Raw genomic sequence first — 21,097 nt, 5'->3', positions numbered from 1 at the left:
ACAATGCCACATGATCATCACTACGATCCACTGCCCGATACCGAACTGAGGGTTCGGGCACTGGAATCCATTCTGGTTGAAAAAGACCTGGTTGATCCCGCAGCCATTGACCTGTTGGTCGACACATATGAGACCAAGATTGGTCCGCGCAATGGCGCGAGGGTCGTTGCAAAAGCCTGGACCGATCCAGAATACAAAAAGCGTCTGTTGGAAACGCCGACAGAAGCCATTGCCGAGCTTGGCTTTTCGGGCGTTCAGGGCGAGGACATGGTCGTGGTCGAGAACACTGACAAGACTCACAACATGGTCGTCTGCACCCTGTGTTCCTGCTACCCGTGGCCAACCCTGGGCCTGCCGCCGATCTGGTACAAGGCGGCGCCATACCGGTCGCGTGCTGTGAAGGACCCGCGCGGCGTGCTGGAAGAGTTTGGCACCGAACTGCCTGAAGATACCGAAATCCACGTCTGGGACAGCAATGCAGAATTGCGATACCTCGTTCTGCCCCAACGCCCTGCGGGCACCGAAGGGATGAGCGAGGATGACCTTGCCAAGCTGGTCAACCGCGATTCCATGATCGGGGTTCGGTTCGCAGACGCACCAGCGTAATCAAATCGGGAGGATAACAACATGAACTCGATCCATGACATGGGCGGGATGGAGGGTTTTGGCCCGATCAATCCCAACCCGAACGAAGAGATCTTTCACTATGAATGGGAAGAACGCGTTTTTGGCTGGTTCTTCTGCCTGTTTGCGGGCGGTCAGATCAACGTCGATGCGTTCCGTCACGCGATGGAGCGGATGGGCAACCGGCATTACCTTGAAGGGTCCTATTACGAGCACTGGCTCGAATCCTTTCAGACGCTTCTGCATGAAAGCGGCGCTGTGACCAAGCAAGAGCTCGAACAGCGCATGGAAGAAATGCGCAAGGAGGTGAACTGATGGCGGCTTTGACACCTGAAATTGTACCGGGGCTTGTAGCCACGGGTGCGTCCACCCGCGTCACCGGCGTGAATGTACCAGTCAAGTTTGCGGTGGGTGATACTGTCCAGATGAAGAACAACCACCCCCATACCCACACCCGCCTTGCGCGTTACGTTCGTGGCAAGCAGGGCGTGGTGAACATGCACCATGGGGTGTTCCACTTCAACGATGCCGTGGCCCATGGCAAAGAGGGGCATCAGAACTGCTATTCCGTGAAATTCACCATGCGTGAGCTATGGGGGGATGCGTATAGCGATACGGATTACCTCTATATCGACATGTTTGACGAATACATGGACAAGATCTGATGGCTCAGCACATTTCTCAACATATGCTGCGTCAGACGCCATCTATCCCGCGCGATGATGAAGGGCCGGTGTTCAAGGAACCATGGCAGGCCCGTGCGTTTGCCATGACCTTGCAGCTGGCCGACGCGAAAATCTTTACCTGGACCGAGTGGTGCGAAGCGCTGTCAGGTGAGATCAAGCTGGCGCAGGCAGATGGGGATCCGGATCTGGGCGACACATATTACATGCATTGGCTGGGTGCTTTGGAAAAGCTGGTCGTGCAAAAGCGGGTGTCCAACCAGGATGGTCTGACCCTGGCGTTCGAAGACTGGCGCACAGCGGATCATGCACGCGTGCATGGCGAAGCCCCGGTTTACGTCAAAGGCGCAAGCCGGACCCAGCACAGCCATCACTGAAAAGAATGACCGGTCGCGGCAGTGCGCGTTGCGGCCGGTCGCACATCAACCTCGGCATTCGATAGGGCGTAAATTCTTTGCGGAGTACTGCAAAGGCGTCTTTCAAGCGAACTGTCAAAGAGGACTTGGGCTTTGTGGGAGGACGAAGTTTGAAACAGCCGCATGACATTGGCGCAGCTATCCGATTCCGGTTTTGCCTGACCGAATTGAGCGTTGCGATGCTGATTTTGGGGGCACTTGGTGTTTCTGCCTTCCTTTGCTTGTTGATTGCCGCGGTTCTTTGATGGGCGCGGTTGCACAACTTCAGAATGTCTCATTGGGCTATTCCGAAAAATCCTTGTTTCGGAACCTGTCGATGACAATTGACGCCGCAAGCACCCTTGCCGTGTTGGGGGCAAACGGGTCAGGCAAAAGCAGTTTCATCAAGCTTCTTCTCAGATTGCTTCAGCCGGCATCGGGACACCTGAAATGGCCTGCGACGCGCCCCGGCGTTGTCGGGTATCTGGCGCAGATGACAGAATTTGACCGTCGCTTCCCCGTGCGCGTGAAAGATCTGGCGGCCATGGGGGCCTGGCGGGAAATGGGGGTGTGGGGCAACCTGAACAAGACAAGGCGCGCCCGGATCGAGGCCGCGCTGGACGCCACCGGGGTTACGGATATCGCAGATCAACCCATTCACACCCTGTCTGGCGGACAGTTGCAGCGTGCTTTGTTCGCTCGTGTCATCGTGCAGGACGCTCCGCTGATCCTGCTGGATGAACCCTTTAGCGCAGTTGATCAGAGCACCGAGGCGCATCTGCTGTCCATCACGCGCCGCTGGCGGGACGAGGGCAGGGCGGTGGTGCTGGTTGTCCACGACCTGTCGTCCGTCTTGGATCACTGCGACCATGCGCTTTTGTTGGGCCGGGAGGCGGCCACGCACGGCAAAGTCGAAGATGTCGTGACGCCAAATCGGCTTGTCGAACACGGGTACCTGTCGGAAAGTCAGGCGTCCTGGATGTTTGACCACGCCGCGCCGCGTCGGGCGGAGGTGGCGCATGTTTGAATTCCTTGCCGAAATGTTCAGCTACGCGTTTATGCAACGCGCATTTGTTGCAACGACCGTGCTGTCGGCGTCCATCGCCCCGGTCGGTGCCTTCCTTGTCCTGCGCCGTCTGTCATTGGCGGGCGAGGCGATGGCCCATGCCATCACCCCCGGCGTTGTCATCGGGTTTGTGACCACCGGATTGTCTGTGGCGTCCTTGCTGATCGGTGGGCTGATCGCAGGCGTGGGCGTTGCCCTTTTGACATCGTTCCTGGCGCGCAGAACCATCTTGCGCAGCGATGCCAGCCTTGCGTCGCTTTATCTTATCGCTTTGGCCATTGGCATTTTCATTCTGTCGGTGGCGGGGTCCGCGATCCCCCTCAAAAGTTTCCTCTTTGGGTCGATCCTGGGCATTGATGACGCGTCGATGGTCCTGTTGGGTTGCGTGGCGACGATTACGCTGGCGGCGTTTTCCGTTCTGCTCAGACCCCTGATCCTCAGCACCTGCGATCCGGTGTTTTTCGAAACGCAGGTGCGACGTCCGTGGTTGGTCGAGCAGGGTTTCATGTTGCTGCTGGTTCTGAACCTTCTGGCTGCATTCAAGACGCTTGGTACGCTAATGGCCGTTGGCTTGATGATCCTGCCGGCGACCTCTGCCCGGTATTGGTCCAACACGATCACCATGCAGCTGGTGCTGGGATTTGTGCTGTCGCTGGTCAGTTGCTGGCTGGGACTGACCCTCTCTTATCTCTTTCCGCAAACGCCGTCTGGTCCGGCCATTGTGCTGGTCGCCGGGGCCATCTTCTTTGTGTCATTCCTGTTGGGACCGCTTGGCCTTGCGACACGGTTGGCGCGCAAAACAGCGCACTCCAAGCATCAATCATCCTTCGCAACAAAAATAGGGAGATCCCAATGATATTCAGGCACTCCGTACGCAACATCGCAGCCTCGACCGCTCTGATTGCATTGTCGTCGGTCGCAAGTGCGGAAGACATCAAGATTGTCGCCAGCTTCTCGATCCTTGGGGACATGGTGGAGCAGGTCGTGGGCGAGCACGCCATAGTCACAACCATCGTCGGGCCGGACGCCGACGCGCATGTCTATCAACCCTCTGTCGCGGATGCGCGTGCGGTGGCCGATGCAGACGTGATCTTTGTCAACGGTCTGGGGTTCGAGACGTGGTCAGATACGTTGATCGCCGAGTCCGGCACAGACGGCAGTGTACATGTCGCAACAGACGGCGTGACACCGTTGCTGATTGATGGCGAGACGGATCCGCATGCGTGGAACGCCCTGACCAATGGTGTCATCTACGTCCAGAACATTGCCGAGGTGATGTCCAAGGCGTTGCCGGACCATGCCGATGACATAGAGGCCAATGCCGCAAACTACATTGCTGAGCTTGAGGCGCTGGATGCCCACACCAAAGCAAAGCTTGCTGATTTGCCGGACACACGGCGCACGGTTGTGACAGCACATGATGCGTTTGGATATCTGGCGGATGCCTATGGCCTGAACTTCCTGGCCCCGGTCGGCATTGATACCGAAGCAGAACCGTCGGCCCGCGAGCTTGCCAGCCTGATCGATCAGATCAAGACCGAAGGCGTCGCCGCTTTGTTTGTGGAAAACATCACAAGCCCTGCATTGGTGCAGCAGGTCGCGGACGAGACGGGGCTGAAGATTGGCGGGCGCCTCTTCTCCGACGCACTGTCCGAACGTGGCGGTCCTGCCACCAGCTATCTCGCGATGTTCGAGCATAATCTTGGAACGCTGTTGACCGCTTTGGAAACCGGCCAAAGCAGCTGACACGGTTTACATCCAAAAAAGGGCTCCTACTGAAGGGTAGGAGCCCTTTTTCGTTTTGAGCCGGTCAGGATTCACCAGCCATCAGTTTCTCAAAGTAATCGTCCATCGTGATCGTGCCACCTTCGCCTTCGGTTTTGGCCTGGTCTTTCTCGGGCAAGACCTCTTGCATGAAATCGATGCGCTTCCAGCTTGGGAACGGCTGAGAGCCGTCTTTGGCCGGAACATAGGGGCTGGGTTCGACGCGGCTGTGCTTGTGAATGTAGCGGGCGCAGTTAATCCAGCATGAGGTGACATCGACCCGCGCGACAAAGTTTGCGCCGGGGTAGCGCGCCAGCTCAGGGTCATCAAAAGACAGGTGCGCATCGCCTTGGATCCGCACCCGATGCGGTGTTTCAAAATCCATGAGCAGCAGGCCAACCTTGCTGGCCGCCTGGATGTTGCCCATGGATTTGAACATGCCGTTGCCGTCATAGGACGGAAAGATGACGGTCTTGGGGTCCAGCACGCTCACCACGCCCGGCGATCCGCCCTTGTAGCTGACGGTGGGTTCGCCATTGGCATTGACCGTGGACAGAAAGAAAAAGTCGCGGCTTTCGATGAAAGGGATGTGCGGTTCTTCGATCTCTTCGCGGAGGATCGCGTCAAAAACGGTGTTGGCCAGCTTTTCGGTGCCGTAGGTTTTCTGCAAGTCCCGCTCGGCATCGGAATAGAATGTTTTGGATGTCAGCATGAGGTCCTCTCTGAATGAACATGTCAGGGGAGACCGGGTACGCCGTGGATCAGGCACTGGCTTCCCCTGATTGAAAAAGGGCCACGCTTGTCTTGCGCGGCCCTTTGAGGATTTATTTTTGCATGGCCTGGAAGATGTCCATGCCACCCTGGCCGCCCTCGCGATCTGAGGCGAAGGCAAGGTACTTGCCGTCTGCAGTGGCCGAGGGCATATGCTCTTCCGCTGGGGTGTTGATCGGTGCGGCAAACGCGACCGGGTTCACGAATTTCGCCGGGTCACTTTCCGTGTGCGCGTTTTCAAACTGCCACAGGTCGCTGCCGCCCACGCCACCTTCTGGGTAGATGGCCCAGATCAGCCCGTGGAACGGGTCGAAATGCGCGTCCACATAAGGGGTGCTGTTGGGCAGGATTTCCGACACCTGGGCGGTCATGTCTTCCTTGGAGAAAGACGTGCGCTTGAATTCCAGCTTGCCCAGGTCTGTGGTCGCGGTCGACGTAAAATACAACTGGTCATCCATCAGGATCGGGCAGCTGTCAAAGCCCGCACCGTTGACGCCGCCATCTTCCTCACACCCAAGGTGCTTGGCCGGTTCCCATCCCTGATCATCGGTACTATCCGCGCGGTAGCTGGCGTAAAGGTCAAGCGACCCGCAGCCACCGGGGCGATCGCTGGCAAAAAGCAGATAGTGCCCATCTTTGGACAAGACCGGGCTGTGGTCTGTGGCACCGCTGTTGATCGTGTCAGGCAGAAGCGTGGGGTCCCCCCACGGCTCGGACGGCGACGACCGGTGCGAAACATAGATGTCATACCGGGTCTCGGACCCGTCCTTGCGGAAGATCCAGCCGTCTTCGATATCGGCGTCCTGGTTCTTGTTCGGACGGTTTGACGAGAAATAGAGCGACAGGCCGTCCGCCGTCATGACCGAGAACCCTTCGTGGTATTCGGTGTTGATGTTGGCGCCGACATCCATCAGCTCCCACTGTGCCTCACCTGATGTTGCGGCAGCGCCGATCAGAGCCAAGGCCGCTGTCGTGAATTTCAATGAAACGATGTTCATGGTGTCCTCCCTTTTGGTCAATAAGCCACGGTGGCCTTCTACGCAGGCGCGCCCAGCAAAAAATGGGGAGACTAAGGGGCTGCGATCCGCGCAGAAGGTCACCGAACCTTTTCATGATGGGACCGTGCCACGGAGGGATGATTTTTGATTACCTCAGCGTGCGACCTTGTTGCCTGATATTGCTCAGACGCTGTTTCAGACGTCTGGAAAAGAAAAACCCCATAGCGTTTGCAGACGCCATGGGGAAAGATCTACGCGTATTAGGCGGTCAGGCCTCGCGGAGTTCGACCCTGCGGATTTTACCGGAAATCGTCTTGGGCAGGGTCGTTACAAATTCGATCTCGCGTGGGTACTTGTAGGGGGCTGTCAGGTTCTTGCAGAAATCCTGAATGTCCTCCGCCAACGCATCATTGCCCGATGCGCCTTCGGTCAGGACGATGAAGGCTTTGACCAGTTGACCACGTGTCTCATCCGGCACTCCGACCACAGCGCTTTCGGCAATGTTCGGATGTTCGAGGAGCGCGCTTTCGACCTCAAACGGGCTGATCCGATAGCCTGCGGACGAGATCAGGTCATCCGACCGGCCCACAAACCACAAATAGCCATCCGCATCGCGCGACGCGGTGTCGCCGGTGTAGTACCAGCCGTTCCGGAACGGTTCTGTCACCAATTCTCCATCGCGCAGGTACCCGTGGAACAGACCGGCAGGCCAACTGTCCGATGTGCGGATGGCGATATGACCCACGTCGTCGTCGGCAGCGACGTTGCCCGCGTCGTCCACAACGTCCACGTCAAAGCCGGGTACCGGTTTGCCCATCGAGCCGCTGCGTGTTTCCACGCCGGGGAAGTTGCCAACGATATTGATGGTTTCGGTCTGACCGTACCCATCCGCGATCACCGTGCCCGTATGTTCCTGCCAATAGCGGATCACTTCGGGGTTCAGCGGCTCGCCCGCACCAAGGCAGCGGCGCAGAGATGACAGGTCATATTTGGAAAGGTCCTGCTGCGCGAACAGGCGATACGCCGTGGGCGGGGCACAAAACGTGGTTACGCCAATCTCGGCGATTGCGTTCAAATGCGCCTCCACGTCCATGCCGGGGGCATCATACAGGACCGTGGTCACACCGATCAGCATTTGGGGAAACAGCATCCCCCATGCGGCCTTGGCCCATCCTGTATCCGTCAGCGTCCAGTGCACATCGCTTTCGCGCAGGTCCATCCAGAACAGCGCCGTCGCCGCATGGGCCAGCGCATAGCCAAAGTTGCGGGGCACCATTTTCGGCAGCGCGGTGGTGCCGGAGGTGAAGTAAATCATCATCGTGTCTTCGGATGAAAAGGGCGGCACATCTGTGGCCGTTAACGTGCCATCTTGCGCCGCGCACAGATCATCGAACGAGAGCCAGTCGCCCGCGGCATCGCCCACCACAATCAGATGCTCCAGTGTGGGGCATTCCGCGCGGATCGTATCGACCTTTTCCACATGTTGCGGCGACACAATTGCCGCCTTGGCCCCCGCCTGATTGATGCGATAGGCGATGTCCTTGGCCGTCTGCAGATTGGTGCCGGGCATCGAGATCACACCCGCCTTCATGCACCCAAACAGCACCTTGTGCCATTCCGGCCTGCGCCCGATGACGACACAAGCCGCATCGCCCCGTTGCAGCCCCAATGCCATCAGCGCCTGTGCAAACTTGGCAGAAGCCGTTGCGATATCCGAATAGCGCAGGGTTGTTTTTGTGCCCGCTACAACATCAATCGCCAACAGCGCGTCTTTGTCTGACTGGTTGGAGCGGACATCCAGAACGTCAAATGCAAAATTGAACGTATCGGGGATGTCGATTTTGAAGTCTTTGCGGGCCGCCTCGTAACTGCGGTCGATATGGTCGAATGTGATCATGGTATCCTCCCTCAGTTTACGTCGCGCATCACATCGCGCGCGATGACGAGCTTTTGTATTTCGCTGGTGCCTTCATAAATCTGGCACACACGCACATCGCGGTAGATCCGCTCTACCGGGTAGTCCCTTAGATATCCGTACCCTCCATGAATCTGGATCGCGGCGGAACACACACGCTCTGCCATTTCGGACGCGAACAGCTTGGCCATGGACGCTTCGCGCAGGCAGGGCGCGCCGATATCCTTTTTGCTGGCGGCCAACATGACAAGGCCACGTGCTGCCTCAAGGTCGGTCGCCATCTCGGCCAGTTTGAACGACACCGCCTGATTGGACGCAATCGGTTCGCCAAAAGCCTGACGTTCGACGGCGTAGTCACGCGCCACTTCAAAGGCTTTGCGGGCCATACCAATGGCTTGGGCGGCGATGCCAATACGCCCGCCTTCAAGGTTGGCAAGCGCGATCTTGTAACCTTCGCCTTCCTCACCCAATCGATTTTCGACCGGAATGCGCATATCGTGAAAGCTGATCTGGCACGTGTCCGAAGAATTGATGCCGAGTTTCTCCTCGACACGAACCACCTCGTAGCCGGGTGTGTCGGTGGGCACGATAAAGGCCGATATCCCCTTCTTGCCCGCCGATCTGTCGGTGACAGCGAACACGATGATTACGGCCCCATTCTTGCCGGACGTGATAAACTGCTTGGCCCCGTTGATGACGTAGTGGTCGCCATCGCGTATGGCAGTCGTGCGCAGGTTCGACGCGTCAGAGCCTGCCTGCGGTTCGGTCAAGGCAAAGCCACCGATCCATTCACCGCTCGCCAGTTTGGGCAGAAACTTCTGTTTCTGCTCCTCTGTGCCATAGCGTGCAATCGGCACACAGCCGACCGATGAATGCACCGACAGGATTGTAGAACAGGCGCCATCACCCGCCGCGATTTCTTCGACCACATTGGCGTAGGTGACCATGTCGCTGTCCATGCCGCCATAGTCTTCGGGCACGAGCATCCCCAGAAATCCAAGGGCACCCATTTCGTCGAGTTCCACACGCGGAAAGCGGTGTTCCTTGTCGCGCATTTCGGCACCGGGCCAAAGCTGTTTTTGCGCGAATTGCCGCGCGGTGTCCTGAATGGCACGTTGTACGTCGTCCAAAACCATCACGCTTACTCCATCAATTCCAGGGACATGGCGGTGGCTTCACCGCCGCCAATGCAGATCGCGGCCATACCGGATTTGACCTGCTGTTGCCGCATCGCATTCAGCAAGGTCACGAGAATGCGTGCGCCCGAGGCACCAATCGGATGCCCAAGCGCGCAGGCGCCGCCATTCACATTTGTCAGATCGTGAGGCAGGCCAAGAGATTTCATCGCTGCCATCGCCACGACGGCAAAGGCCTCGTTGACCTCAAACAACCCGTAGTCGCCAAGTTCAGTGCCGGTCTTGTCCAACAGCTTTTCCACCGCGCCGATTGGGGCCACGGGAAATTTCTCCGGGGTCACTCCATGGCTCGCGTGGCCTGTAATGCGCGCCAAAGGTGTCAAACCCTTGGCTTCCGCCACGGAGGCCCGCGTCACTATGAGTGCCGCAGCCCCATCCGAGATGCTGGAGGCGTTGGCCGCTGTCACGGTCCCGTCTTTGGCAAATGCCGGGCGCAACGTCGGGATCTTGTCGCGGCGTGCGTTGCGGGGTTGTTCATCGCTGTCGATTGTCGCGGTGTCCTTGCGGCTGACCACATCCGTCGCGGCGATTTCATCCGCGAACGCGCCGTTCACCTGTGCGGCAAGTGCGCGGTCAAGCGACGCAATAGCATAGGCATCCTGCGCCTCGCGCGTGAACTGGTAATCCGTTGCGCAACGCTCGGCAAAGGCGCCCATTAAGGTCCCTTTTTCGTAGGCATCTTCCAACCCGTCCAGGAACATATGGTCTTTTAACTCCGCATGGCCCATGCGCAGCCCGCCGCGCACCTTGGGCACCAGGTAGGGCGCGTTCGACATGCTTTCGGTACCACCCACCAACGCCAGGTCGATGTTCCCCGCCGCAAGCCCGTCATAGGCCAGCATGGTCGCTTTCATACCAGACCCGCACATCTTGTTGACGGTGGTAGAGACAGCCGTTTCGGGCAGCCCGGCCCCCAAGGCAACCTGTCGGGCCGGGGCTTGACCCTGACCAGCACTGAGGACGTTGCCAAAGATCACCTCGTCCACATCGGCAGCATCTGCGCCCGACTGCTCCAACGCAGCACGGGCGGCGACAGCACCCAGCTTTGCTGCGGTCAAGGCGCTCAACTCTCCGCCAAGGCCGCCCATGGGCGTCCGCTTGGCACCGGCAATTACAATGGGGTCTGACATGCGTATTTCCTTATCTGGGTGCCATACGAAGGGCGCCATCCAGACGAATGACCTCTCCGTTCAGGGTTTTGTTTTCGAAGATATGGGCGACCAGCGATCCAAAATCCTTCGGGTCGGCCAGTTTGGAGGGGAAGGGGACAGTTGCTTCGAGCGCGCTGCGCACATCTTGGGGCAAGCTGGCGAGCATCGGTGTATCAAAGATACCCGGGGCAATGGAGACAACCCGTATGCCGGCGCTGGACATATCGCGGGCTGCCGGGAGCGTCATCGCAGCAACTGCCCCTTTTGAGGCGGCATAGGCAATCTGCCCCATCTGCCCGTCATAGGCTGCAATGGAGGCGGTGTTCACGATCACGCCACGCTGTCCAACATCATCGGGGGCGTTGGCCAGCATGGCAGCCGCCACCGCGCGCATCATGTGGAATGTTCCGATCACATTCACTTCGATGACGGATTTGAAAACGTCCGCGTCATGCGGACCTTTGGTACAGGCGAGCTTTCCACCAGCGACGATGCCAGCACAGTTCACAAGACCTAAAATATCACCCGATGTCTCAAGGATTTCGGCCACCATGGTGTCGACTGCGCTCGCGTCCGTGATGTCCACTTGGTGGGCGGATGCACCGGGCGGCAAAGTCGCCGGATCTAGCTCGGCGCGGTCGACAGCGGCGATGGTATGCCCTCGCGCCGCGAGAACGGCGCATGTGGCCTGGCCAAGACCGGATGCCGCGCCAGTCACAACAATAGGATGCGTCTGTGTCATGAAAACTCCCCTGACACGTTACATAAAGGTTGACGGCATGCGACACAGTGCCAGTAATGCTCAACATGATGACACAAAATGCCACCATACCGATTGCGCGAGTTTTTGTGGCCGAAGTGCTGGAATGTGGCCATCGCGCCAAAGTGAACAACCGCGCGGTTCTGGACGCCCTTGGGTTCAGCCTTGCCGATCTGGACACGCTGACCACCACAGACTTTGCTCGGCTGTGGCTTGAGATGTCTTTGCAGATCGGAGACGAGTTTTTTCGCCTTGGCAAACGGCCTATGGCGCCGGGCAGCTTTACCCTGATGGGGCACGCCGTTCGGGGGGCAGCCACCTTTGAGATCGCACTCAAGCGTGCCTTGCGCTTTTTGCGCATTGTCCTGGAGGAGCCCTATGGTGTCATGGAGGTTCAGAATGGGCGTTGCAGGGTGCGCCTGGTCGAGACGGATGGCCCACGGTCTGCTTTTGCCTATCGTACGTTCTTCCTGATCCTGCACGGGCTGAACTGCTGGTTGGTGCGGGAACGGATTTCGCTGTTGCACATCCAGTTCCCCTGTGCCCCGCCACGGGGTCAAAACGACTATGGCGACTTTTTCGGGCGCCCCGTGGCCTTCAACGCGTCCGATGCGGCGATTGCGTTTGACGCGGGGTACCTGCAGCGCCCGGTGAACCGCACTGAGGACGATCTGAAAGTGTTTTTGCGCACCACGCCTGAGACATTGTTGCGTGGCTATCGACCAGTGTTGAGCCTGAAGCGTCGCGTGCAAGACCTGATCACGGGGTATGACCATGCCCTTTGGCCTGCAACAGAAGACATTTGCGCGGCGTTGAACATGTCCAGATCAACTCTGCATCGACGGCTGAAAGCCGAAGGGCAAACGCTGCGTCGGATCAAGGACGAAAAGCACAAATCGCAAGCGACCCATCTGCTGAAGTCGACCGATCTTCCCATCAGCGAGATTGCCAAACGGCTTGGATACGCGGAACCCAGCGCATTCCACCGTGCGTTTCGCATCTGGTTTTCCATGACCCCGAATGCAATGCGCGCCAGCTTGAACGCTGCCCGAAAACTAGAATGAAGTTTGCGACTAGGCCAGTTTGCGCAGCATATCCTTCAATGTCGCGCTGTCCCCTTGGCTGACCAACAGATCATCCAGCAGCCGGTCCTGATCTTCGACAACGTTTTGGATTTGGTGCAACCGTTCCAACCCAATAGAAGTCAGCAGAACGTTTACCTGCCGCTGGTCAGATGCAGAGATCTGACGGTGCACCAACCCGTTTGCCACCATGCGATCAACCAACTTGCTCAGAGCAGGGGGGTTGATAAGGGCGCGTTTGGCAAGCTCACTCATCGTGAGTTGCTGGTCGTCGTTCAGGCATTCCATGACCCGCCAGGCTTCGATCTGGATGCCGTGCTCCTTCAGGCGATCATTCAAAGACTGGTTCACGGCACGATGTGCAGCGGCCAGAACATAACAGATACGGCTTTGCAATGGCTTGCGCGCGGAGGTCATTTTCTTCCCTCATGTGTTGGCTGCCGAAAGCTTAGTTGACTTGGAAAGCAAATTCAATTGTGCTTTCACGTGCGCGTGCGCAAGGAAAGGGGGGGGATCCACTGCAAGCTTTCACAAAAAAAGTTGCGCTGCCGATCGAGCTTTCGGACTTCCGGGCGCGCAGGCAAGTCTTGCGCAAAGACAGTTTCTGTGTGGCCCTTTTGATCCCCATGTGCGGTGCAGCTGGCATTTGGGCGCCATCCTGTATCTCTTGCGCTCAAGTCGCCGTTGATCAACTAAATCAAGGGCATGGCATAGATGGGCGTCGCATTCAGCTGATCATGATTGACGCGGCGGTTGAATCCGGGGAGCCGATTGAGGAGGTCATCAACGAACTGATCGATCTGGGTGCCATCGACGCAATTGTCGGTATGCATATCAGTGCCGTGCGCCAGCGATTGTCCAAGGTTGTGCGCAACCGTGTCCCGTACATTTACACCCCGCTTTACGAAGGGGGCGAGTCGACACCCGGCGTTTTTGCGATTGGCGAGACGCCACAAGAGCAACTTGGCCCCGCGATCAGCGCCTTGCAGCTCAAGTATCAGCCCAAAAGATGGGCGCTTATCGGCAACGATTATGTCTGGCCGCGCAGCTCTCATTCCTATGCCAAATCCTGCCTGAAAGAGCTGGGCGCCGGGATGACCATGGAATGCTATGTCCCCTTTGGTGCCTCCGACATGAGCAGTCTGCTCGACCGATTGGAAGCCTCTGATGCAGATGCGGTGCTGATTTCGCTGGTCGGTCAGGACGGGGTGAACTTTAACCGGGAGTTCGGGCGCCGTGGGCTTCATCGGTCTATCATACGGTTGTCATGTGCCTTGGAAGAGAACGGTTTGATTGCCTGTGGTGCGAAAAACGTCGAACGGCTGTTTTCCGTTTCTGCCTATTTTGGCTCGCTTCAAACCTCTGCCAATGCCGGTTTCAGGGAACGCTATTATTCGCTGCATGGCGACACGGCACCCCTTTTGAACGGGTTGGGGCAATCCATCTATGAGGGGTTGCATTTTCTGGCGGCATTGCTGCGAGATTTTGGCGACGTTTGGCGCGAATATTCCAGCCGTGATGCCGTGCCAGTGATTCATTCCAGCGGGCGGACCTATGCCAGTTCTGCGTCACCAAGTCGCCGATCTATCTATCTGGCGCGCGCAGATGGCCTGCAGTTCAAAGACTTCAAGATGTTGTAAACAATATATAAAAACACTTTTGCTTTCCAATTCAATTAAATTACTTGAAAAGGAAATTAAAACCTTCCATCGTGAGTCCACTCATAACACAGCCTGTTGACGGGCGGATTTCCCAACAGGGGGCGCATCGCATCATGCAGATGCAGAACACCCTCTACGATGCACTGATTGGACCCATCTAGGAGGACGTCATGACTTTGAACAGACGAGGTTTCTTGGAACGCGCGAGCCTGTTTGCCGCCGCCACTGCCGTACCTTTCAAGGCCCATGCTTCGGATGCAATAAAACTGGGCTCTATCCTAGACATGTCTGGCATTTTTGATGCCTACTCAAGTCGGGATGACCACGCTTGATCACCGCGCGGTTCTTCTCAGGGCTCATCGCTGCAGCCCTTCGGACAAAAATCGTTCTCGGTCGCCAGCCTCCCGATCTTGGCATGCAACTCTTTGACCTCGGCTTCCGTCTGGCCGCTCTGCTTTCCGCCAGAGAACACATCGACCATCCCGTCGATGACCTGCCGCTTCCATGTGCTGACCTGATTTGGGTGCAACTGAGGCTTCGCCGTGATCTCTTGTACGGTCTTATCACCGCGCAGCGCTTCCAACGCGACCTTGGCCTCAAACCGATCTATAAAGTTGCGGCGCTTGGCCATTCTCGTATCCATTCAAAGGTCTGGGATACACATTAGCCGACTGTCCAGTCTTCTAGGACCACTTCAGTCGGTCGATCGAGAGGTTCTGCGCCGCTGGTGGAGGTGGTGTGTTAACGATCTGTTAAGATTTTTGCTGAATTGAGGTTGGAGATGTCTGAGTTTGAACGGATTATGACTACTTAAAGTAGATTTGAAAAAGATGTTTGATCGCTAAGGTTTATTTGCTAGGCAAAACAATAGGATATTTGACCCGGAGTGAGGCATTGATTCGAGTTGCTTTGGCCGCCGTGATTGCCACGGCTGGTGTGTTCAACCCTATTGGCGTGAACGCCCAAGTGGAAGACGGTTATCGGGATGCCACGGCGCCTGCGGTGACCTTTACCAACGATGTCTTGTCTGACGGCAGCTTCAAATACTCGGTTCCGATTGAGGTGCCTGCGTTCCGGGGATTGGAGCCCGGGTTTGCGCTTCGATATGTTTCCAGTTTCAATGGTCGGGGCACACCGGATGCGGTGTTGGGCGCGGGATGGCGCCTGAGTGCGCTGTCCTCCATTGACCGTGTATCACTGGGCGGGGGTATCCCGACATACAGAGACGCGGATGATGTGTATCGCCTGGATGGTCAGGATCTTCTGCTGTGCGATGATGCGCAGGCAACCGATGTGTTGGTCGCGGATTACCCGCCGCAACGCAAGACCAACGCCGAGAGCGCCAGCTGTTCCTCGGGTGGGCATTTTGTCACCTACAATGACAATTACCTGAAGATCCGCCGGGACGGGACCGGGTTTGTGGTCTTCCGCCGGGATGGGACCCAACTCCGGTACCAGAATATGCAGGTGCTGAGTGGTATTCAGACGACGGCGGGTACGGATGCGGACAAGGTGCTCAGCCACAGCCGCTACCTTCTGGAGACAGTGGCCGATGTGTCGGGGAACCTTGTCCGGTATGCCTATGACTTTGCCCCGCAGGCGCAAGCCTATGCGCCCCGGCTGACCAAAATCTCTTATGAGTTGCCGGACGCGACCGTGATCTACGCGATCCGGCTGAGATATGATGAACTGGCCGGGGATGTGACCTGGCCGAGCTATGCCACGGGCACAGCCCTGATCGGTGAACAGCAGCACCGGCTGGCGGGCATTCAGGTGTATGAGGGCGACGAGACGACCCCGATCCGCGCCTATCAGCTGGATTACACGGTTGCGGCGCAGACGCGGATCAGCCTGCTGGCCTCGGTCGCGCAATACGGCACGGATTTTACCGTGGGTGCGGCGGGTGTGCTGGAAGGTACAGAGCTGGCCCAGCCCCACAGCTTCAGCTATTCGCCTGACGCGCTCGAATTCACCCGCGTCACAGGCGGGTCGAACGTGTTTGCGTTTCCCATGTCAGTGCTCGACCTCGACCAGAACGGCAAACAGGAAATCCTCGTAAGAACCGGGGTCCCCAACCTTATTCGCGCATTTGAGTTTGATGAGACCAGAGCCATAACCGAACGAGGATTGCCGGGCCATCTCAGGAACCTCTTTGTGAACAACTACACAAACCCCTTTTCAGGCGAAGGAAGGTTCAACACCCTAAGTAAGGTATCCAGACACGATCCGACATCGGGCCAAACATTTTATCAATACAGCGATAGAAAGCGTTCAAATGTAGCAGACAGAGAGGACCGGCCCAGACTGGTAACTACTGTCATGAAAAGAGCCATTCGTGGGATAACCCCTGGAACCGGGGATGCAATTCTTGGTCTCTCAGTCAGGAGATTCGGGAACTTTGACTATGACCCTGGCATCGAAGCGCACGTTTCTTCGAACATTTACGACGTATCGGCTGGTGGGCATCTGACATCGGGTCGCTCGGTTGGAACCATTCGTGGCCGGAATGCCGTGGACATCAATGGTGACGGGCGAGAAGAGGTTTTGGGAGAGACTACTGTATCTCGAGAAAGAAAAGCGGCGAACTGGGTGTTTTCACAGTTCGATGGCAATGGTGCGGTTTCTTCGAAGAACCACGTCAACCCAATCAAGCAATACCATGTAAACAACGTGCGCATTCTGGAGTTTGGCTTTGGCGATTTCAACGGGGATGGCGCAGTAGATCTGGTTGTTGCCACCAAAAAGACCAACAATGATCCTCTCCGGTTCATGGTTCACCTGTCGACAGGCTCATACTTCGAGCTTCAGGGCAGGGAATGGTTTGCCCCGGTTGAGTATGTTGGGAGTCACACCAGCGTCGGGATTCAAACCGGCGATATGAATGGGGACGGTTTGTCTGATGTCGTGTTGTCGGATAGGTGCGATACCGACAGCGCCACATGTGTCAGAACCCGGTTCAGGTCCACTGTTTACCTGTCTGCTGGAGCCAAGTTTGTCGCAGTCTCGCCGGGCGAGGTTGCCTCCTCCGGTAATCCTGTTGGAACGAAGCGTGGCGTTGTTGTTGATGTTGACGGGGACGGGATTGGGGACATTGTGGGCAAGGAGGGGAATTCGCACCTGTTTGGGGTGTCGGGGTTCAAGAACCTTCTGTCGTCCGTGTCCGAGCCGTTGGGTGGTGAACTGTCGGTGGAATATCTGCCGTCTGGGCATTTCAACGACAACCGGGTGCCGCGGTCTTATCCGGTTGTCAGCCGGCTGACGCGCTCTGACGGGGCAGGGGGTGCGGAGCGTGTTACGGATTATTCCTATGTCAGCAATCGCTTTGACTATGAGCGGCGCCAGACGCTGGGCTTCCGGACGATCACGGCAACCCTGCCTGCGATCGAGGGGGAGGCAGTCAGGCCGCAGCTGATAACCACCTACATGCAGAACTATGCCAACGGGCGATCGAGCTCGGGTTATAAAGGCAAGGTCAAGTCCCGCACACTGGTGCGGGATGGTGTGACCTGGCGGCAGGAGATCAATGACTGGACGGAGCTGGATCTGGACCGCAAGCCGCAGCGCGCCTGGAAGACGCGCGCGACCGAGAAGGTTCTTGATGGAGGCACCCTGACCGAACGGACCATGGAATATACCATGAACCTGTATGGCGCGCCGATGGCCATTGCGGATCTGGGCTACGCGGGAACCGAAGATGATCGTACGACGTGGTTTTCCTATACGCCGAACCCGGACAGCTATGTCGTCAACAGGGCGTCACAAAAAGCGGTCAATGCGGGCTCCGCGCCATCAACCGATCCGTCAAACTGGCTGTCTGCGGAATTCTACCTCTATGATGGGGAGGCAGCGCCTGGCCTGACGGCTCCGGTCAAAGGCCAACTGACAGAGTTGCGCCGGATGCGCAGAGACGCCCAGAGCACGGTTTATCACCAGACTGTCGGGGCGTTCACCTATGATGGTTTTGGCAACGTTTTGTCCGAGACCGATGCGAAGGGCCGGACGGCAACATTCACCTATGATGCCCAGAAACATCTGCTTCTGACCAGTGCAACAAATGCGGCGGGTCATACGGCAAGCACGCAGTGGCACCATGGCTGTCAGGCGCCGCTCACAGAGACGGATGCCAATGGTCTGGTCACGACAACCACTCTGGACCTGCATTGCCGGGGCATCCGCAAACAGGGCCCGAACGGGTATGAGGTGAACTGGACATACAATGTCTTTGGGGACCCGGCCGCGCAATATGTCGAGACCCGTGCGGCATCGGCCTCTGCCGTCGGCGCGACCTCGGATACCGTATCCCGGCAGTATTTTGACGGGTTTGGTCAGGTCTACAAGGAAACCACCAGCGGTGCGACAAGCCAGATCGAGGATGCGATCGTCACGCTCAATCACTATGACACACGTGGGAATGTAGCCTGGACGAGCATACCGCTGTCCTGGGCGGACGCTGCGGACAACAGTGCGGACAGCAATCAGCGAACCGGCTTTTTATACGACACCCTGGGACGGGTTCTGCAGGTCACCGCTGCGGACGGAACCTATTCTGAGCGCAGCTATGGCCGGACCGATCCTTTTGCCTCGTACGGCACCGGTCAGAATGGGTCTTTCCCGTTTGTCGATCAGAAAGACGCGCAGTGCTTTGACAATGATACCGCAACGATCTGCGGCTGGACGCGCGCGGTGTTGGATGCGCGTGGAAACACGATCCGAACCGGGGTGCGCAATGGCACCACGGCACCGGAAACATCCTTGTTCGACGAAACCGATTTTGCCCATGATCTTCTTGACCGGCTGACCGGTGTGAGAGACCCCGGAGGTGCGGAATGGGCTTATACCTATGACGCTGTTGGCAATCGGCTGACCGCTGATGATCCCGGCCTTGGGCTGTGGACCCTGTCTTACGACGCCACCGACAACCTGATCTCTCAGATCGACGCGAAGGGGCAGACGATTGCCTATACCTATGATCAACTGGATCGGGTGCAGACCAAAACCGTCAGCGGCCCGGGTCTGAGCAGCATCACAACCCAGCACAGCTATGACCAGCCCAGGGGCGGGTTCTACAATATCGGCATGCTCACGGGCGTCTCGATCGCCGGTACCCATGCGATCGAATACGACTACAACATTCAGGGCCTGCTGGCAGAAGAGCGGCACGAGATCGATGGCCGCACGTATCAGCTGCAAACCGAGTATGCCGCCAACGGCGCTCCGCTTCGGCGTACGCTGCCGGATACACCCGGGGCGACAACAACCAACTGGACCGAGGCGTTCGCATATGACGCAGCGAACCGGCTGACCGGGTTTGGCCCGCATATCACAACCGTTCTCTATGACCTGCGCAGCAACCCTGTGGAGATCGTCTATGGCAACGGCCTGCGGTCGGTCAGTGAGTTCTCGCGCAGCCGGGGCTGGATGGACCGGACCGAGCTGCGCGACACCTCCGGTCTGGCCATGTCCAAAACGCAGTATGTCCGGTCGGCCACAGGCCGGGTGGCCCAGCAGTGGACTCTCCAGGACGCGGGCAATCTGGATTATGCCTACGACTATGCCGGCCGCCTGACCACGGTCACCAACCGCAGCAACGTGACCGCGTTCGATCAGACCTTTACCTATGACACCGCGGGCAACATGCGCTCGAACAGTCATCTGGGGGTCTACGACTATCTGCCGGGTACCCACCGCCCTACCAGTGTTGCGGGTCAGAGCCTGACTTATGACCCCAATGGCAACATGCTTCAGGGCCTGCACGGCAAGGGGATGAGCTATGATGGCGAGAACCGCCCGCTGAGCGTCACCTATGCCGGCGCGACCACCTCTTATGTCTATGGCGCCGATGGCGCGCGACTGAAACGGATCGACCGGACCGGGCGTCCGGACGAGATGGTCACCGTCACCTTCGGCGATGTCGAGATCCGCAACTTCGGACAGGGCACTGCGGAAGAGATCGTGACCTACCCGCATCCGGATGTGCGGCTGGTCAACGGCGTGGCCAGCTACATGCACCGCGACCAGCTGAACTCGGTCCGCATGATCGCCGGCTCCGACGGGGCCGAGGACAAGCGCACCATCTACCACCCGTTCGGCACCGCCCGGGACTGGATCTCGGACCTGGTCGCCGCGCCCGAGACCAAGGGCTATATCGGCGAGCGCTTTGATGCCGGCGCAGGCCTGCAATACCTCAACGCAAGATACTACGACCCCGAACTTGCCCTCTTCATCCAGCCAGACTGGTTCGAAGTCACACAACAAGGCGTCGGGACAAACAGGTACTCCTATTCCTTCAACGATCCCATCAACCTCTCAGACCCATCAGGAAATGCCACAAGCTACCACAGCGACGGAAGCGTATCCGTCACTGAAGTCGACCACATGGGCAACGAAACGGGCAAAGGCAGAACCTTCGGGTCACAGAACGCGTACAACGATTACCTCGATAGTCGAGCGGAAACGCAAAGGGCATTCGCAGCAGGCGCATTTGGAAACGCAAACTATAGAGATGTCATAAACGCAGCTTATCCGTTGGACAGCTTTGGAGAGTTCTCAAGGCTTTCTTCGAGAAACCACTATAACATTATCAATAGAGTCTTAAACTCCTGCAAAGGTAGATGTGCATCCGCTCTTGATCGAGTTGTCAAACCTCTCGATAATCTTTTCAAACGACAGCTTCCCCAAGCCATTGATCAAGCTGCCTTAAAAGCGGGTAGGATAGCATATCGAGCCAGCGTAAAGTCATTGCAGCTACTAGAACAGGCGATGCGTGCTCGAGGCTACTCAGAAAAAGAGATTGCAATATCTTTGCATCGCGCACGTCGAAGCATCGGGCAAACCTTTAAGGGCTTGACACCAGCAAATAAAAGGCAAGAGATCCTCCAACGAAATTTGGATAGATATGGCGATCCACTTGGTCCGAGCATCGGCTATCTTAGAGGTCGAGGAAAATCGTGGGGGGATATTATTGAAAGTGCAAAACGCACAGGCGGAAAGGATCTAGGGTTTTAATGTTGATTTACAAACTTCGGAACTAT

At 57.5% G+C, this 21,097-nt stretch carries 18 protein-coding genes; 10 read left to right on the top strand and 8 right to left on the bottom strand.

Annotated elements, in window-relative coordinates:
- Positions 1 to 3 precede the first annotated feature (3 nt).
- The 7 genes from nthA to ACR3E0_RS17665 all read left to right on the top strand — a co-directional run bounded on the left by nthA (position 4) and on the right by ACR3E0_RS17665 (position 4,514).
- Positions 4 to 606, top strand: a complete 603-nt coding sequence (gene nthA, locus ACR3E0_RS17695) for a nitrile hydratase subunit alpha (RefSeq protein ID WP_480480165.1) — start codon at positions 4 to 6, stop codon at positions 604 to 606.
- Between the two features lie 21 nt (positions 607 to 627).
- Entirely contained in the window at positions 628 to 939 is a 312-nt protein-coding gene (locus tag ACR3E0_RS17690) for a hypothetical protein (protein WP_480480164.1), read from the top strand.
- Positions 939 to 1,289, top strand: coding sequence for an SH3-like domain-containing protein (locus ACR3E0_RS17685; protein WP_480480163.1), 351 nt, complete (start codon positions 939 to 941; stop codon positions 1,287 to 1,289). The genes ACR3E0_RS17690 and ACR3E0_RS17685 overlap by 1 nt, the downstream gene beginning before the upstream one ends.
- The gene (locus tag ACR3E0_RS17680; RefSeq protein WP_480480162.1) at positions 1,289 to 1,684 is read left to right on the top strand and encodes a nitrile hydratase accessory protein; all 396 of its coding nucleotides are present in this window, start codon (positions 1,289 to 1,291) and stop codon (positions 1,682 to 1,684) included. Before ACR3E0_RS17685 ends, ACR3E0_RS17680 begins: the two co-directional genes overlap by 1 nt.
- 283 nt (positions 1,685 to 1,967) lie before the next feature.
- Positions 1,968 to 2,729, top strand: a complete 762-nt coding sequence (locus ACR3E0_RS17675) for a metal ABC transporter ATP-binding protein (RefSeq protein ID WP_480480161.1) — start codon at positions 1,968 to 1,970, stop codon at positions 2,727 to 2,729.
- On the top strand, positions 2,722 to 3,624 hold the full coding sequence (locus ACR3E0_RS17670; RefSeq protein WP_480480160.1) for a metal ABC transporter permease: 903 nt from the start codon (positions 2,722 to 2,724) through the stop codon (positions 3,622 to 3,624). Before ACR3E0_RS17675 ends, ACR3E0_RS17670 begins: the two co-directional genes overlap by 8 nt.
- Positions 3,621 to 4,514, top strand: coding sequence for a metal ABC transporter solute-binding protein, Zn/Mn family (locus ACR3E0_RS17665; RefSeq protein ID WP_480480159.1), 894 nt, complete (start codon positions 3,621 to 3,623; stop codon positions 4,512 to 4,514). Before ACR3E0_RS17670 ends, ACR3E0_RS17665 begins: the two co-directional genes overlap by 4 nt.
- A gap of 64 nt (positions 4,515 to 4,578) precedes the next feature.
- On the opposite strand, the gene ACR3E0_RS17660 is transcribed toward ACR3E0_RS17665, so the two are convergent.
- From ACR3E0_RS17660 to ACR3E0_RS17635, 6 genes are all read right to left on the bottom strand, one after another.
- The gene (locus ACR3E0_RS17660) at positions 4,579 to 5,244 is read right to left on the bottom strand and encodes a pyridoxamine 5'-phosphate oxidase family protein (RefSeq protein WP_480480158.1); all 666 of its coding nucleotides are present in this window, start codon (positions 5,242 to 5,244) and stop codon (positions 4,579 to 4,581) included.
- Between the two features lie 112 nt (positions 5,245 to 5,356).
- Positions 5,357 to 6,301 carry a hypothetical protein gene (locus ACR3E0_RS17655; RefSeq protein ID WP_480480157.1) on the bottom strand — a complete coding sequence of 315 codons (945 nt, stop codon included), beginning with the start codon at positions 6,299 to 6,301 and terminating at the stop codon, positions 5,357 to 5,359.
- A 268-nt stretch (positions 6,302 to 6,569) separates the two neighbouring features.
- Entirely contained in the window at positions 6,570 to 8,198 is a 1,629-nt protein-coding gene (locus tag ACR3E0_RS17650) for an acetate--CoA ligase (protein WP_480480156.1), read from the bottom strand.
- A gap of 11 nt (positions 8,199 to 8,209) precedes the next feature.
- A complete protein-coding gene (locus ACR3E0_RS17645; RefSeq protein WP_480480155.1) occupies positions 8,210 to 9,352 on the bottom strand; it encodes an acyl-CoA dehydrogenase family protein in 1,143 nt (380 codons plus the stop codon).
- Between the two features lie 5 nt (positions 9,353 to 9,357).
- Positions 9,358 to 10,542, bottom strand: coding sequence for an acetyl-CoA C-acyltransferase (locus ACR3E0_RS17640; protein ID WP_480480154.1), 1,185 nt, complete (start codon positions 10,540 to 10,542; stop codon positions 9,358 to 9,360).
- Positions 10,543 to 10,552: 10 nt separating this feature from the next.
- Positions 10,553 to 11,305 (bottom strand): SDR family NAD(P)-dependent oxidoreductase, encoded by a 753-nt coding sequence (locus ACR3E0_RS17635; protein ID WP_480480153.1) that lies wholly within the window; start codon positions 11,303 to 11,305, stop codon positions 10,553 to 10,555.
- A gap of 65 nt (positions 11,306 to 11,370) precedes the next feature.
- On the opposite strand from ACR3E0_RS17635, the gene ACR3E0_RS17630 reads away from it, so the two are divergent.
- Positions 11,371 to 12,387 carry an AraC family transcriptional regulator gene (locus ACR3E0_RS17630; RefSeq protein WP_480480152.1) on the top strand — a complete coding sequence of 339 codons (1,017 nt, stop codon included), beginning with the start codon at positions 11,371 to 11,373 and terminating at the stop codon, positions 12,385 to 12,387.
- Between the two features lie 9 nt (positions 12,388 to 12,396).
- Here ACR3E0_RS17630 and ACR3E0_RS17625 read toward each other — a convergent pair whose 3' ends face one another.
- On the bottom strand, positions 12,397 to 12,822 hold the full coding sequence (locus tag ACR3E0_RS17625) for a MarR family winged helix-turn-helix transcriptional regulator (protein WP_480480151.1): 426 nt from the start codon (positions 12,820 to 12,822) through the stop codon (positions 12,397 to 12,399).
- A 59-nt stretch (positions 12,823 to 12,881) separates the two neighbouring features.
- On the opposite strand from ACR3E0_RS17625, the gene ACR3E0_RS17620 reads away from it, so the two are divergent.
- Complete coding sequence (locus ACR3E0_RS17620) at positions 12,882 to 14,045, top strand: substrate-binding domain-containing protein (RefSeq protein WP_480480150.1); 1,164 nt, start codon at positions 12,882 to 12,884, stop codon at positions 14,043 to 14,045.
- Positions 14,046 to 14,415: 370 nt separating this feature from the next.
- Here ACR3E0_RS17620 and ACR3E0_RS17615 read toward each other — a convergent pair whose 3' ends face one another.
- On the bottom strand, positions 14,416 to 14,709 hold the full coding sequence (locus ACR3E0_RS17615; protein ID WP_480480149.1) for a transposase: 294 nt from the start codon (positions 14,707 to 14,709) through the stop codon (positions 14,416 to 14,418).
- Positions 14,710 to 14,960: 251 nt separating this feature from the next.
- Between ACR3E0_RS17615 and ACR3E0_RS17610 the strand changes: the two genes are divergently transcribed.
- Positions 14,961 to 21,071 carry an RHS repeat-associated core domain-containing protein gene (locus tag ACR3E0_RS17610; protein WP_480480148.1) on the top strand — a complete coding sequence of 2,037 codons (6,111 nt, stop codon included), beginning with the start codon at positions 14,961 to 14,963 and terminating at the stop codon, positions 21,069 to 21,071.
- Positions 21,072 to 21,097 lie beyond the last annotated feature (26 nt).

The organism is Ruegeria sp. AJ12, assembly GCF_056536245.1.
The sequence above is the reverse complement of the archived record's forward strand: the minus strand, read 5'-3'. Positions and strand labels throughout refer to the sequence as shown.